Source organism: Paractinoplanes tereljensis (assembly GCF_016862435.1).
Taxonomy (GTDB): domain Bacteria; phylum Actinomycetota; class Actinomycetes; order Mycobacteriales; family Micromonosporaceae; genus Actinoplanes; species Actinoplanes tereljensis.
Map to the genome: position 1 here is coordinate 139,108 of NZ_BOMY01000035.1, position 15,477 is coordinate 154,584.

Here is a 15,477-nt window from a genome sequence, read left to right on the forward strand (position 1 = left end):
GTCGCCGCAACAGGTTGTCAACATCCCGTTGCTAGGCTGGGGAGACGATTCGGGCCGCGAGGGGTAGCGATGGCAACACCGAGAACAAATACCAGTACGAGTGCCGCACTGACCGCACTGGACGGCTCGGCCGCCCAGCGTGACCGGCGGCGCCGGATCCTCGAGGCGACGTTGTCGCTGGCCTCCAAGGGCGGCTACGACGCGGTTCAGATGCGCACCGTCGCGGAGCGCGCCGAGGTGGCCCTCGGCACGCTGTACCGCTATTTCCCCTCGAAGATCCACCTGCTGGTGTCGGCGCTGGCCCTGGAGCTGGAGAAGATCCAGGAGAAACTCGAGCGCAAGCCGATCCCCGGCGACACCGCGCACGAGCGCATGCAGTTCGTGCTGGCCATGGTGACCCGGGCGATGCAGCGCGAGCCGCTGCTCACCGAGGCGATGACCCGGGCCTTCATGTTCGCCGACCCGTCCGCGAGCGCCGAGGTCAACGCGGTGGCGCGGCTGATGGAGGACATGTTCACCCGGGCCATGACCGACGGCGAACCGACCGCCGACGATCAGGCGAAGGCACGGGTCATCGGGGACGTGTGGCTGTCCAACCTGGTGGCCTGGGTGACCCGCCGCGCCTCGGCGAACGACGTGGTGAACCACCTGGAACTGGCCAGCCGCCTGCTGCTGCGCTGAGCTGCTCGACGCTTATTCGACCAGGGCGACCAGTTTCGCCAGTGCCTGCTGGCCCGCGGTGCCGGCCTGCTTCTCCAGCATGCCGGCCATCGGGCCCTTCAGCGCCGGGCCGATGAACTCCATCTCGTAGGTGATGTGCGAGCCACCGTCGGTCGGCTCGACGACGAAGAGATTCTTCGCCTTGACGCCCATCGGGCCGTCGCCGTTCTGCTCGAGCCGGCCCGGCGCCGCCGCCGTGGTCACCCGCCAGGCCATCTCGGCCGGCATGCCCATCAGCTTGACCTTCTGCTTGTAGGTCGTGCCCTCGTCGAGAGTCGCCGGGACATCGCCGGTGAATCCCTCGTGCATCGTGTTCCATTCCGGGACCCGCGACGGGGTCGACAGCACTTCCCAGATCCGCTGCGGATCCGCTTTGGCATCGGCCTCAACGGTCACCTTGGCCATCGCGCAACTCCTCTTCTAGAGCAACTAGAACAGGTTATAGCAGTGTGACTTGATTCACTAGCTCCACCGCCGCGCGGACGGCGATGCTGTCTAGGTGGAACGACGCGAAGCCATCACCGAGTTGGGCGAAGCGCTGCGGCTGCTCGTCGACCAGGCCACCACCACCGAGATGCCGGCCGACGACCTGCTCCGCGCGGCGGCCGAGCTGCGCGAGGTCGCCGCCCGGCTGGGCGTGCGCACCCGCGACCGGTCCACCCTGGCCAGCGCCGACGACCTGCTCGGCGGCGTCCGGATGTACAACCCGGTGACCGGCGGCGGCAGCGCCCTGGCCCCGCCACTGCACATCGAGGTGGTGGCCGGGGTGGCGATCGGCCGGTGCACGCTGGGCCTGGCCTTCGAGGGCCCGCCGCGGTTCGCGCACGGCGGCGTGAGCGCGATGCTGCTCGACCAGATCCTCGGCCACGCGGTGGTCGCCTCCGGCAACCCGGGGATGACCGTCCGCCTCGACATGGTCTACCGGGCGCCGGTCCCGCTGTGCACGCCGCTGCGGCTGACCGCCGAGGTGCAGCAGGTGGACGGCCGCCGGGTCACCGCCACCGGCACCATCGCGACCGAGGCCGAGCCGGACACGGTCCTGGTCTCGGCCTCGGGCACGTTCATGGGATTGCGGGCCGACCAGACGAAACGCCTGTTCGGCCCGGTCCTCAAGGCGTGAGGGTGATGGCGTAGGCGTCCTTGGCGTTGGTCCAGCTGATCGGGACGGTGATCGCGCTACTGGTCACGGTCACCCGGGCGTTGGACACGACGGTGGGCGCGCTCACGTACGCGTTCGTCGACGGCAAGCGCTCCACCAGCACGTTCACCGAGCCGCTGGTGACCAGCCAGGACGGGATGCCGGTGTAGCGGACGTCGATGGCACCCTGCGCCCCGCCGGCCTTCGCGCCGAGGACCGCGATCGACTTGCGGGCCGACGAGTCCTGGAAGACGGTGCCGTCGTGGCTGGAGCTGGCGGTGATCTTCGTGCGCTGGCCGGTCTGGTCGGCGTAGCGCTTGTAGACCCACCACTGCCCCATCGGCTGGTTGGCGTTCGCGGTGACCAGCCAGCCGAACGTGTCGTACAGCGACGGCGTCTGGCCGACCATGCCCCAGTTCGCCCGCGCGCCGTCGCAGTTGCAGCGTTCGAGCCGGGCGATGTACCAGGCGGACGGGCCGGGCTGCTGCTCGTCGCCGAACGCGCCGTACTCGTTGACCGAGGTCCCGCTGATGGTGATGCCGCGGCTGGAGAGCATGCCGGACAGGTTGGCCGCGTCGGTCGCCGGGTCGCCGGGCAGGTCGTGCCAGCTCATGATGTTCGGGACGACGTTGTTGGCCTTCACGTAGTCGAGGTAGGTCGTCCACCACGAGTTCCCGGAGGTGGGCACGCCGGCATAGCTCGGGCCTTCCAGCACCGCGCCGGGGATCGCGGCCCGCACCAGCTGGGTGCCGCGCCGGATCATCTCCAGGTATTGGGCCTGGGTGCGGCCCCAGAAGAAGATGTTCGGCTCGTTCCACAGGTCCCAGCGCACGTCGGAACCGGTCATCCCGTTGGCCTTGGCGTCGGCGATCAGCTGGTTGACGAAGTTCGTGTACTCGGTCCAGTTGCCGCTGTCTCCCGGCCAGCGCGGAACAGTGCAGACCCCGTCCGAACCCCACATGCCGGACAGCAGCAGGCTGAACCGCGCGCCGGTGGCCTTGGCCCGCGCGTAGTACGCCTTGATGAAGTTCCACCGCGCGGTGTAGCCGCCGTTCACGTACCCGCCGTTGGGGCACCCGATCTGCGAGCCGCCGGCCCGCAGGACCTTGACTTTGATCTGGCTCTGCAACGACGCCGACGGGGTCGCGCCGTTCTGCGAGATGCCGTAGATGAAGCCGGACGCCCGGTAGGTCGGCGTTCCGCCGTACGCGGTCATGTCGACGGTCAGGGTCTCCACCGCGGCCAGGGCCGGGCCGGCGGGCTGGGCAACAAGAGCAAGGACGACCAATACGGGTACGGCGAGCAGCCGACCCAGCCGATTCAGCATCTGCCAACTCCTTGGGGGCGTACGGCCGCCGCGGGAGTGACCGAGCTGATCGGCTCAGCGGAAAACTGTTTCCCACGCTAGAGATGGACGTTTATAGATGTCAATGGTGTTACGCCGGTAACTCCGGGAAACAGGTTTTCCTTGGCCTACAGCTCCAGGGTCAGGGCCACCAGGCCGGAGGTGGTGCCCACACAGAGCAGCCCGCCCGGAGCCAGCACCATCTCCTGCACCGACGCCTCCAGATTCAACTCGGTCACCATCGCCTCCTTTCCGAGATCCCAGACCCGCACCATCCCGTCGCTGCTGGCGACACAGAGCAGTTCCCGGCCGGCCAGGCGGAACGCCAACAGGTCGGTGACATACAACGAGTGCTTCGTGAACGGAACCGTGACGGGTTGCCCGGTGCGAGTCGACCAGCAGCGCACCACGCCTTCGTCGTCACCGGAGAGCACCACCCGCTCCCCACGCCAGCGGGCGAAGGTCACCGCGTTGACGTCACCGTCGTGGGGAGTCAGGGGTTCGCCGAGCGCCGTGAGGTCCTCCAAGCGCCACAACCGGACCGTGGAGTCCCCGCTGCCGGTGGCCACCAATGCGGGGCCGCCGCCCGGCTCCTCGTCCGGCCCGACGGTGGCGATCGCCCAGATCCGCGCAGTGTGCCCGACTAGTTCGCCGGTGAGCGTGAACGTGCTCAGATTCCACACCCGCACGTCACCGCCGGCGGTCCCGGCGAGGGCCACGAGCCGAGCGCCGCGCTCGGCGACGGCAACCGCAACGGCCGACGACATCCACCCGCTTCCCGATTCGTTGATGAGCCAGCCGATCTGTCGTCGGCTCGCCGCATCCCAGATCCGGAGAGTTCCATTCAGGCCGCTGCCAAGGAGACGCCCGTCGGGGAGCGCACGAACCTGGCCGGCCCAGTTCCGGCCGCCTGCCAATCGGGCTCCGGTCACTGGGGCTTCGGCCATGACCCGCAACTCGATCGAGCAGTTGTCGCCGGTGGTTGCCAGCAGCTCCCGGCCGTGGTCGCCGGCCACCGCAAGGCTCGACACACCCGGCGCTCGCCCGAGCACCGGCTTGCCCAATTGCTCGCATCGGTCCAGATCCCACAACCGGACAGTGTCGCGGTCGCAGGAAGCCGCAATCGGCTTGCCATCCACCGCACCAAGTGCCAACGCCTGAACGGAGGCGTCGTGACCCCGCATGGGTTCACCAATCTGCTCCCCGGTGAGCAGATTCCAGAGCCGTATTTCCCCGTCGATGTCGCCGGTGAGTGCCACCAGCGTGCCGGTGAGATCAGCCATGATCGCTGCCCGGGGCGCGGTTCGATGCCCGCTCAGCGGTGGTGACAACTCAGTGCCGGCCAGCACGTCACAGGCGATCAGCCTATTGCCGTGCTCCGAATAGGTGGCCACGACCCGGTCGCTGTGGCAGATCAGCGCGAGGATCAGGCTGCGAGGCCTGCCGCGAACACGCAGACGCAGGGGTTCGCCAGTGTCCAGCCACCAGATCGAGACTCGCAGGGACGAGGCAGCGGCCACCACTGGCCGACCGGTCAGCTCACCGGTCGTCAGCCAGGAGACGTGGTCGTTATGCCCGACCAACAGCGTTGCCGCGACTGGATCGGCCACCAGGTCCCACAGTCGCACGGTACCGTCGGCGCTCCCCGACACGACTACCGTCCGCTCTCCGTGACGCGCGTGGCAGAGCGCTGTCACCTCGTTGGTATGGCCATCGAGGCGCTTCACGACCGTTCCTTGTTCGGGATCCCAGACGCGCACGGTGCCGTAGGTGTCCCCGGTAACCACATAATGACCGCCGGCCTCGTCTCGCGCGGCCAAGGCGGTGACTGCGCCGGTATGCCCGATCATCGGCTGGCCTGCCTCGGCCCGGCGGTTGAGGTCCCAGCACCGCGCGGTGCCGTCCGCGCCGCCGGTAACCAGATGGCGGTCGCCGCTGCATCTATCGAAGCTGAGCACGCTCACCGGCTGAGCATGGCCGCCCCGGGTCGCATCGGCCGTGAGGTTCCAGACCCGGACGGTCCGGTCGGTTCCAGCCGTGACCGCCTGAGGGTGGTTGCCCACGATCCCGGTGGCCACGGCGTTGACGAAACCGGTGTGGCCGATCAGGGTTTGACCCACCGGTTGCCGGGTTCGCGCATCCCACACTCGCACTTGGTCGTCGTATCCTCCGCTGACCACGACAGGCCGCCCGTCGTCGAGCACACCAAGCGTCACCGATCGCACGGATTGGCGGTGCGCCCAGATACGCTCGCCCAGGGGTTGCCGGGTGTCCAGGTCCCAGAGCTGAATGGTCTCGTCATCGCTGCCGGTTACCAGCAGCGGACGGTCGTCGAGCGATCCGACCGTCAAGCTGTTCACCGCGCCGGTGTGGCCGGCCAGCGGCTCGCCCACCAGTTCCGACTGGGCCACATCCCAGACCCGCACTCGCCCGTCCACACCGCCGGCAACAACCACGGTCCGCTCGGCTGTCCGGCCGATCGCCACGGCTCGAATCGCAGTGTGCCCATCGGTGATCGGTTCGCCCAGCATTGTCCAGGACCGCAGATCCCAGAGCCGGACGGCGCCGTCGGCGCCACCGGTGACGGCCACGGGCCGGCCCTCATACTCGCCGACGCCCACGGCAAGAACCGCGTTCGTGTGCCCGACCAAAGGATCGTGCAGGGGTTTGCCGGTGGACAGGTCGTGCCCTCGCACCAGGCCGTCGCCGCAGGCCAGCAGGACCAAGGCGTACCCGTCCACCTCCACCACGGCGATGGCGTGGATCGGGTCCTCCCCGGCCGGGACCGGCTCGTCGATTGCCTGGTTGGTGATGAGGTCCCATTTTCGAAGCACACCGTCGGCATCCCCGCTGACCGCGACCGGCCAGCCGTCAAGCTCATGGACCGCGACGGACAGCACATTGATGTCGTGGCCGAGCAGCCGGCGGTGTGGTCCGGTGGCCGACCAGTCCGCCCAACGGGTACGCCAACGTACCGGAAGCTCGAGCCGGTCGATCGCCGCGGCCAGTTCCGGCGCGCCGCACCGATGGGCGGACAGTTGCAGGTAGGAAGCCCGCTCGGCCGGGTCGACCTCGGTCAGCCTATGCGCCACCTGCTCGTACGCGGCCCGCGCCTGCCGGGCCGAGAGGCCGCTCACTGTGTGGAACGCGCTCAACAGGGCGGGCTGGTCGGTCGTGAGCAGGAAGCCGGGATCGCCGACCAGATCATCGAGGCATCCGCCGGCCGCCGCGTGGGTGGCCAGGTTGGCCCGGATGTACGGGTGCACCCCGAACCAGTGCCGGGCCCCGCTGTCGTCGAGCGGCGCGGCCGCGCTGAGGGCGGCCACGATCCGCGGTTGTACCACCTCGGCCGGATACTTCACCGGGTCGCGTAGATGTTCGGCCAGGGTCTGGTGGTAAAGGCGGAACACCGACCGCTTCTGTTCGGGCTCGCGTACCTCGGCCAGATAGGCCTTGGCCACGCCGACCACCCACTCGACGTCCTCGCGCGTACAGGGAATCTCGGAGATGGCGGTGGCCAACTCTGGCCAGAGGTTGTCCGGCAGGCCCTGTCCCTCGGCGAAGGCCACCGGAGCCAGCAGCCGCCGCACCCGGGCCTCGTCGGCGCCGAACCGTGCCAGGTAGTCGTCGAACGCCTCCCCGATGCGGCTGGGCAGCTTGTCCGCCCACCCGGGCGAGCCGGTGTCGACCACCTCGGCGTGGTCGCGGAGGCTGCGCGCGGTCATCCGGGCCACCAGGAATACCCCGGCCGCGCGCTGGGCCACCGCCTCGGCGACCACCTCGGCCAGATCGGGGCGGTCCCGGTAGGGCGTGGAGATGTCCGGCTCCTCGGCCGCCGTGAGCATGCGCACCACGTACCGGTGGATGTCGGCCGTGCTGAGCAGGTCGGCCCGATCGAGATCGAGCACGGTCATGTCGCCCAGCGACGCCACCACCTCGAAGCGGCTGCCGACCAGCAGGTGCACGCCAGGGATCTCGCCCAGGGGCCGCAGCAGCTCCCGGGCGATGCGCCGCGGCTCGCCCCGGCCACCGGTGTCGGAGGCGGTGCCGCTGCCCGCCTCGTCGAGAGCGTCGACCACGATGACCGTTTTCTTTCGAGCACGGGCGCGCAGGCCCACCTGGCGCAGCAGGCTGCCGGCGCCGTCGGCCTCGAAGCCCAACTCGTCGGCGAGACGGGCGACCACGTCCTCCAGCCGCTTGTGCCGGGCCAGCACGAACGCGTCGACGGTTCCCTCGGCCACGACCGTGCGCGGATCCACGCCGGCCAGGTTGAGCGTGGCTCGGTACCCCGGATCCGACAGCGCGACCATCCGGCTCACCACGGCGGATTTCCCACAGCCGGGACGGCCGGTCACTACTCGGCCGCGGCCGTCGCCACCCGGGGTGTTCAGCCAGGCCACGAGCTGGGACAGCGCCTCGGTCCGGCCGCTGAAATAGGTGCCGACCTCAGACTCGAAATCGACACCGCGCGAGCGGGGTCCGAAGTGCTCGGTGAGATCCCGGTCGGCCGCCCGGTGCTGGGTCTCGAGGTCGGTACCCTCCGGGGGCAGTTCAGCGTGGAAACGAGCGTTCGGCAGGAAGCGCGACACGCCGACGCTGCGGGCGAAGGGAAGCTCGGCCCGCTGCTCCGCCCCCTTCCGGGTGAAGATGGCAGTGATCTCCCCGACCAGATCGTGCACATCGAGGAATTCCTGCCGCTGGCCACTGCGCTGGGTCACGGCCCGCAACGCCGCCGGAAGGGCCCGGGCGAACGCTCCGTCAAGAGCCTCGTCACGTGCCCGGGTCGAGGTGAGGAACCACAGGTCGCCCTGGTCACCGAACCAGGCGTTGGCCTGCCGGCGCAGGGCGATCTGAGCGGCCTCCACCGCACCGGCCCCGCCGTGGCAGGTATCGACGATGAACAGCAGGTGCTGCACGCCGCTCTGGATCAGCACCCGGACGAGGTCCTCGGTGGCCATCGCCGTTCCGGCCGGGTCCCTGCCGTCCGTGTCGTAACACACCAGGTAGTGACGGTCGACGTACACACCGTGCCCGGCGAAGTAGACCACCAGCAGGTCGTCTCCGCCGAAGCGCTGGTCCCGGCACCACAGGTTCAGCTTGCGCCGGATCTGGTCGGCCGAGTCGTACTCGCCGAGGCCGTGCAGGACCCGGCGGTAACCGAAGCCGCCGAAGACCTCGGCCACGGTGTCCAGGTCTCGGGCCACGGCCGGCAGCTGGGTCGCGGTGGGGTCGCGGAATCGCCCGGTGCCCAACGTGATGACGAATCGCCGTTCCGTCCGGTCACGGTCGTCCTGAGTCATCCACCTTCACCTTGAGTAGATCGATGATCGTGGCCGGTGCGAACACCGTGCCGCATCACCCTCCCCAGGCGACAGACGGACTGCATCGGCCGGACGGCCCCGATCGGCCGCTACTCGCCGGGTTCCTAGAGCGCGATGGTCAGCGCGGTGATCCACTCCGGGTCGCGGAGCCGGTCGCCGTACAGCTCGCGCACCTGGGTCATCCGGTAGCGCACGGTCTGCGGGTGCACGAACAGGTCGGCCGCCACCTCCTCGCGCCGGCCCTGGTGCCGCAGCCAGCTGCGTAGCGTCTCGGCCAGCTTGGTGGCCGAGATGTCCCGGGCCGCCGACAGCGGCTCGAGCACCTTGGCGCGCAGGTCGGCGAGCGCCTGCGGGTCGGCGGTCAGCACCAGCTCGGTCAGGTGGTCCTCGCTGTCGACAACCGTGCCGGTGGGCAGTTCGGGCAGCTCCCGGGTGCGCACCGCCCGGTCGTACGACGCCTTGACCTGCAGCCAGGGCCGGGCCGGGCCGGCCACCGCGGCCTGCCCGCGCAGCAGGCCCAGCATCGCGGCCCGGGATCCGCCGTCGGCGTCCGGCACCAGCAGCACCGACAGGTCCGGGCCGGCCTCGCTCTGCCGCAGCGTGCGCGGATCGAGCAGGTTCACCACCGTACGGGCGGCGTGCTCGGGGACCAGGACGGCGGTCAGCGTGCGCGGCGGCAGCCAGTCGGCGCGTTGCGCGGCCGCCACCACCAGGTGTTCCGGCTGGCCGGCCAGCAGCGCCTGGGTGAGCTGTTCCAGGTGCCGGATCCGGTCCCGGCCGGAGGAGGCGAGCTCGTCGGCGTGCCCGGCGACGCTGGCCGCCGACAGCTCGTCGATGTAGGCGAAGACCAGCTCGGCGAAGTGCGCGATGATCGCGGCCGGCTGCCCGGTGGCGACGCTGATCGCGGCCAGCTCGTGCCAGGAGACCCGGGCGCCCACCCGGTAGGCCCCGAGCAGCGCGTCCAGGCTGCGGCCGCTGCGGGCCTCACCGCGACCCAGCGCGTACGCCGCTTCCAGCGCCGGGGCCAGCGGGGACTGCGGATCGGGGCCGTGCGGGCGGGACACCAGGCCGAGGAACGCACCCAGGGCGGTGCGGACCGCGCGCTCGATCTTCACGCCCAGCGCACCGGCGAACGCCTCGGCGTAGGCCGGCACCTCGGCCATGATCGCGTCGATGGTCTGGGTCGCGACGTGCGGCAGCCGGTCCCGTAGCGGCGCGACCACTTCCGGCGACAACCGGAAGGCTTTGACGTCGGGAAGAGGGTTTGTCACTCTGCTTTTGTACCAGCCGAACAAAAAACACGATCGGATTCACTTCGAGCGGTCAGGACGTTACCCCCGGGCGCACAGGAAGCTTGTTACGTGGCCGTTATCCGAACTCTCGGGGCCGGCGCCTGGCGAGTGGTCGAACTGATCACCACGCCGGTGGTGCCCGCCGACTACCTCGACGTGATCGCCCCGCTGCGTAATGCGCAGGTGCTCCGCGCCAAGGTCGAGGCCGTGCGCCCGGAGACGGCGAACAGCGTCACCCTGGTGCTGCGACCCGGCCGAGGCTGGGTGCGACACGAGCCCGGCCAGTACGTCCGGGTCGGCGTGGACGTCGACGGGGTGCGTCTCTGGCGCTCCTACTCGATCACCAGTCCGCCCTGGCGCAGCGACGGCCGGATCACCATCACCGTCAACGCGGTGCCCGGCGGGGCGGTCAGCACCGAGCTGGTCCGCAACGTCAAGCGCGGGATGATCCTGCACCTCGACGTCCCCACCGGCGAGTTCCTGCTCGACGAAACCAGACCGGAAAAGGCACTGTTCGTCACCGCGGGCAGTGGCATCACCCCGGTCATGGGCATGCTGCGCAGCGCGCTGCACGAGATGACCGACGTGGTTCTGGTGCACTCCGCCCGTACGCATGAGGCTGTTGTCTTTGGGTCTGAGCTTCGGACCTTGGCCGCCGAAGGGCGGATCCGGCTGATCGAGCGGCACACCCGGGCCTCCGATTCCGGACGCCTCAAGCCGGCCGATATCGCCGAGCTGGTTCCCGACCTGTTCGAGCGCCAGACCTGGGCCTGCGGGCCCAACGAGATGCTCGACGACCTGGAAACCCACTGGGCCGACGGGGGCGTAGCCGAGCGACTGCGCACCGAGCGGTTCCGCCCGACCCTGCTGACCAGCGGCGGAGGCGGCACGGTGACCTTCAGCAAGTCCGGCACCGTCGTCGAGACCGACGGCACCGAGCCCATCCTCGACTCCGGCGAGACCGCCGGCGTGCTGATGAAATCCGGCTGCCGGATGGGCATCTGCTTCAGCTGCGTCCTGCCGCTGCGCGAGGGCGCCGTGCGCGACCTGCGCGACGGCACGCTCACCGTCGCCGAGCCGGGCGACAACATCCCGATCCAGCCCTGTGTCACGGCCGCCGCCGGCCCCTGCACCATCGAAGGATGACCGCATGACGACGATCCAGCGCAAGAAGACCAGCCCGATCGCCCACCTCACCCCCGAGGACATCGAGCAGATCGGCATCGAGCTCGACGCCATCCGCGACGAGGTGATGGCCAGCCGGGGCGCGAAGGACGCCGCGTACATCCGGCGGGTGATCGCCTGGCAGCGTGGGCTCGAGCTGAGCAGCCGCGGCATCCTGCTGTTCTCCCTGTTCCCGCCGGCCTGGCTGGTCGGCACGGCCGGCCTGTCGATCGCCAAGATCCTGGAGAACATGGAGATCGGCCACAACATCATGCACGGCCAGTGGGACTTCCTGCGCGACCCGAAGATCCACTCGACGAAGTGGGAGTGGGACAACGCCTCCCCGTCCGACCAGTGGAAGCACTCGCACAACGAGCTGCACCACACGTACACGAACGTGATCGGCCGCGACAACGACCTCGGTTACGGCATCATGCGGGTCGACGAGGACCAGAAGTGGATCCCGCTCTACCTGGGCCAGCCGCTCTGGAACTTCGTGAACGCCTGCTTCTTCGAGTACGGCATCGCCGCGTACGACCTGGAGCTGGGCAAGAATCTGGCCACCAAGAAGCGCCGCCAGGACCCCGGCTTCAAGGCCCGCCTCAAGCAGACCCGCCGCAAGATCGGCAAGCAGGTCCTCAAGGACTACATCGTGCACCCGGCGCTGTCCGGCCCGTCCTTCCTGCACACGATCGCCGCCAACGCGGTCGCCAACCTGGTCCGCAACCTGTGGACGCACTCGGTCATCATGTGCGGCCACTTCCCGAACGGCGTCGAGACCTTCGAGAAGACGTCGATCGAGGGCGAAACCCGCGGCGAGTGGTACCTGCGGCAGATGCTGGGCTCGGCCAACATCAGCGGCAGCAAGGCCATGCACCTGATGACCGGCAACCTGTCCCACCAGATCGAACACCACCTGTTCCCGGACATGCCGAGCAACCGCTACCACCAGGTGGCCCCCAAAATCAAAGACCTGTTCCAGCGGTACGGCCTGACGTACACCACGGGCCCCCTGCCCAAGCAGGTCGCGTCGGCGTGGTGGAAGGTAATCCGCCTGTCCTTCCCGAACCGGGGCGAGGCCGCAATCCGCCGCCCGATCGAGAAGAAGGCCCCCGCCACCGCAACCCGCTGGCGCCGCGCCGAAGCCCCGGCGACCGAGACCGTAGCGCCCTGACGCTCCGACCCCGCCTGTAGGTAGATTTCGCCTACCTACAGGCGGGAGTTGCCTTTGTTCGTCGGTCGGCACACCGAGCTGTCCTTGTTGACGAAACGGATCAACCACGTCGCGCGGACGGGGACCGGGCTGGCCGTTACGATCAGCGGCCGTCACCAGGTCGGGAAATCGCGCCTGGCACAGGAGATCTGCGATCGCTCAGGGCTCCCCTACCTGTACTTCACCGCCGTCAAAGGTGCATCGGTCAGAACGTCGATTACTCGGTTTCTCGCCGACCTGCCAGAGCCCGCCTTCAACCTGCCCCCGCCCGGCGGCTGGGGTGACATGCTGCGCCTGCTCGCCGGGGCGCTGCCGGACGGGCCGTGCATCGTGGTGATCGACGAGGTGCCGTGGCTCACCGAGCAGGACGACACGTTCGACGGGCAGCTGCAGGTCGTCTGGGACCGGCTGCTGTCCCGCCGGCCGGTCCTGCTACTGCTTCTCGGCAGTGACCTGCACATGATGCAACGCCTCACCGCGTACGACCGGCCGTTCTACGGTCGCGCCGACAACCTCGTGCTCGGCCCGCTGAACCTCGCCGAGACCGCGGCCGCGACCAGTCTGACCGGCTCCGACGCCATCGACGCGCACCTGATCACCGGTGGCCTGCCCGGGATCCTGCTGCGCTGGCCGGCCGGGACCGCCGCCGACGACTATCTCCGCGACGAGTGCGCCGACCCGGCGTCACCGCTGTTCGCCGTACCGGAGCAGTCTCTTGCCTCGGAATTTCCCAACCCGGACGTCGCGCGACGCGTGGTCGAAGCGGTCGGCGGCGACGCCCGCGCCTTCGCCACCATCGCCAGTGCGGCCGGCGGCCGCGAGGGGACGGTCAGCTCCGGCACCCTGTCTCCGCTGCTGCGGCAGCTCACCGAGGACAAGCAGGTCCTGGCCACCGATCACCCGCTGTCGACAAGCAGCGGCAAGCCCGCCCTGTACCGGATCGCCGACAGCAACCTGCGCCTCTACCTCGCCATCCTGCGTGACGTCCACAATCTGACCCGGCGGGGCCGGGCCGACGCCGGCTTCACCCTGTTCCAGAACCGATGGTCCAGCTGGCGCGGCCGGGCGGTCGAGCCACTGATCCGCGCGTCGCTGGAGCAGGCCGCGATCACCGGGGCGCTGCCCTGGCCGGACGCCCAGGTTGTCGGCGGCTGGTGGAACCGGCAGTTCAACCCGGAGATCGACCTGGTGGGTGCCGATCGGGCACCGGTCGCCTCGCGGATTCACTTCTGCGGGTCACTGAAGTGGCTGGGAACCCCGTTCGATGCGCACGACCTGCGCCAACTCCAGGAGGGCGCTCGCCTCGTGCCCGGTTTCGACGAGTCGGGCACCGGGCTGATCGCCGTCAGCCGATCCGGCGTGGATCTGCCGGCCGGGGCGGTGGATGTCGTTTGGGGGCCCAGCGAGGTCGTGTCCGCTTGGCGCGTATGACAAACATGGTATGACGGGCTGCAGAGGGCCGCTCCGTACGCTGACCACCATCAATATATCTTGGTGATCGGAGTGCGCATGTCCGGGCCGACCCGCCATCGACGAATCGCGGCACTGTCCACCCCCGCCCTTCTGGCGGTGCTGGCGCTAGTCATCACGTTCTTCCGGGCGCCCGCCGCGCCGCCCGGAATGCTTCCGGCCGCGGCGGCCAGCATGACGGTCGCGCAGGCGATCGCCACCCAGACCGGCGTCACCGGAACGGTCACCGGCTACGTCGTCGGTGAGCCGACCGCCGCCAGCACGGTGAAGACCAGCAGCTTCACCGGCGACACCGCGCTGGCGCTGGCCGACAGCAGCACCCAGACCAGCACCGCCTCGATGCTCTACGTGCAGATCACCAGCGCGTACCGGTCGTCGTTCGGTCTGCTGACCAACCCCAGCCGGTTGCGTACCCAGATCACCGTGACCGGCACGCTGACCCCGTACTTCACGCCGCACGCGGGCCTCAAGTCGCCGACCTCGATGACGGCCGGCGGCACCAGCACCACAAGCCCGACCACCAGCCCGACCACGGCCACGCCGACGTCGTCCAGCTCGACCGACACCTATTACGCGAACGCCCTCGGCAAGTCGGGCGACAGCCTCAAGAACGCCCTGCACACGATCATCTCGACGGGCGTGACCAAGCTGTCCTACGACGGCGTCTGGAACGCCCTGAAGGTCACCGACCAGGACCCGAACAACTCGTCCAACGTGATCCTGCTGTACTCGGGCATCAGCCGCTCCAAGACCCTGAACGGCGGCGACTCCGGCGACTGGAACCGCGAGCACGTCTACGCCAAGTCCCACGGCGACTTCGGCACGACGGCAGGCCCCGGCACCGACCTGCACCACCTGCGCCCCGAGGACGTCGCGGTAAACGCCCTGCGCGACAACAAGGACTTCGACAGCGGCGGCAGCGCGGCCACGGGCGCCCCCGGCAACTACACCGACTCCGACTCCTGGGAGCCCCGCGACGCCGTCAAGGGCGACGTGGCCCGCATGATCTTCTACATGGCGGTCCGCTACGAGGGCGACGACGGCTTCGCCGACCTCGAGGTCAACGACTCGGTCTCCAACAACAGCAACCCGTACATCGGCAAGGTCTCCAAGCTCCTGGCCTGGAGCGCCCAGGACCCGCCGGACTCCTTCGAGAAGAACCGCAACCAGGTCATCTACGCCAGCTACCAGCACAACCGCAACCCATTCATCGACCACCCCGAGTGGGTTTCGTCAATCTTCGGCTAAGCCAAACCCAGAGACAGCCCGGTCGCTCACGGCCGGGCTGTCTCCTTGCGCTCCTTTTCAAATACGGCCTACAAAACAGTCCCGTGGCACTCAGTCCCGCCAGGCGATACTCACCCTCCGAGCGCCCGCTGCGGGCGGCCCCGCCACCCAACTCCAACCCACAACCAGTAGCCCAACCCACAACCCGTAGCTCGCACCCCACTCACCGCCCAGGTCCTCGCGATCTCGTCGCGGACAATCGCCATGATCTTGTGGAATTGCCGGCCGTCCCACACGGAAAGCCCACAAGATCGCGACAACGGCGTCAGCGAGCGCAAATCCAGCCGCCACCGACGACCGGCCCGGCGCCGCCCACGGCCCGGACGCCGCCCACGGCCCCGACGCCGCCCACGGCCCGGACGCCGCCCACAGCGCGGCGGCGCCCACGGCACCACGATCTTGTGGAATTGCCGATCGCCCCGCACAGGAGATCCACAAGATCGCGGCAATGCCGTCAGCACACCGCGGATCCAGCCACAGCCGACCGCCGGGCTGGCGGCGCCTACGGCCCGGCGGCGCCCACTGCA

The 15,477-nt window shown here is 69.3% G+C and carries 10 protein-coding genes; 6 read left to right on the forward strand and 4 right to left on the reverse strand.

The genetic code is table 11. The annotated features are described in order from the left end of the window. Positions 1-69: 69 nt before the first annotated feature. Positions 70-681, forward strand: a complete 612-nt coding sequence (gene kstR, locus Ate02nite_RS27725; protein WP_203810688.1) for a cholesterol catabolism transcriptional regulator KstR — start codon at positions 70-72, stop codon at positions 679-681. Between the two features lie 12 nt (positions 682-693). Here the strand turns inward: kstR and Ate02nite_RS27730 are convergent, their stop codons facing one another. Then, the gene (locus tag Ate02nite_RS27730; RefSeq protein WP_203810690.1) at positions 694-1,125 is read right to left on the reverse strand and encodes a type II toxin-antitoxin system Rv0910 family toxin; all 432 of its coding nucleotides are present in this window, start codon (positions 1,123-1,125) and stop codon (positions 694-696) included. 94 nt (positions 1,126-1,219) lie between these two features. Between Ate02nite_RS27730 and Ate02nite_RS27735 the strand changes: the two genes are divergently transcribed. After that, positions 1,220-1,840 carry a PaaI family thioesterase gene (locus Ate02nite_RS27735; protein ID WP_203810692.1) on the forward strand — a complete coding sequence of 207 codons (621 nt, stop codon included), beginning with the start codon at positions 1,220-1,222 and terminating at the stop codon, positions 1,838-1,840. Here Ate02nite_RS27735 and Ate02nite_RS27740 read toward each other — a convergent pair. The 3 genes from Ate02nite_RS27740 to Ate02nite_RS27750 all read right to left on the reverse strand — a co-directional run bounded on the left by Ate02nite_RS27740 (position 1,830) and on the right by Ate02nite_RS27750 (position 9,795). Beyond that, the gene (locus tag Ate02nite_RS27740; RefSeq protein ID WP_203810694.1) at positions 1,830-3,185 is read right to left on the reverse strand and encodes a beta-xylosidase; all 1,356 of its coding nucleotides are present in this window, start codon (positions 3,183-3,185) and stop codon (positions 1,830-1,832) included. The two genes, Ate02nite_RS27735 and Ate02nite_RS27740, sit on opposite strands and share 11 nt — an antisense overlap. 146 nt (positions 3,186-3,331) lie before the next feature. After that, positions 3,332-8,503 carry a caspase family protein gene (locus tag Ate02nite_RS27745; protein ID WP_203810696.1) on the reverse strand — a complete coding sequence of 1,724 codons (5,172 nt, stop codon included), beginning with the start codon at positions 8,501-8,503 and terminating at the stop codon, positions 3,332-3,334. Between the two features lie 125 nt (positions 8,504-8,628). Continuing rightward, positions 8,629-9,795: a PucR family transcriptional regulator gene (locus Ate02nite_RS27750; protein WP_239147734.1), complete on the reverse strand. Its 1,167-nt coding sequence runs from the start codon at positions 9,793-9,795 to the stop codon at positions 8,629-8,631. A 90-nt stretch (positions 9,796-9,885) separates the two neighbouring features. Between Ate02nite_RS27750 and Ate02nite_RS27755 the strand changes: the two genes are divergently transcribed. The 4 genes from Ate02nite_RS27755 (at position 9,886) to Ate02nite_RS27770 (ending at position 14,911) form a co-directional block, all read left to right on the forward strand. Then, positions 9,886-10,962, forward strand: a complete 1,077-nt coding sequence (locus Ate02nite_RS27755) for a ferredoxin reductase (RefSeq protein ID WP_203810698.1) — start codon at positions 9,886-9,888, stop codon at positions 10,960-10,962. A 4-nt stretch (positions 10,963-10,966) separates the two neighbouring features. Beyond that, a complete protein-coding gene (locus Ate02nite_RS27760) occupies positions 10,967-12,154 on the forward strand; it encodes a fatty acid desaturase family protein (protein WP_203810700.1) in 1,188 nt (395 codons plus the stop codon). A 324-nt stretch (positions 12,155-12,478) separates the two neighbouring features. Continuing rightward, positions 12,479-13,624, forward strand: coding sequence for an ATP-binding protein (locus Ate02nite_RS27765; RefSeq protein WP_239147735.1), 1,146 nt, complete (start codon positions 12,479-12,481; stop codon positions 13,622-13,624). 63 nt (positions 13,625-13,687) lie between these two features. Further along, entirely contained in the window at positions 13,688-14,911 is a 1,224-nt protein-coding gene (locus tag Ate02nite_RS27770) for an endonuclease (protein ID WP_239147736.1), read from the forward strand. Positions 14,912-15,477: the final 566 nt, after the last annotated feature.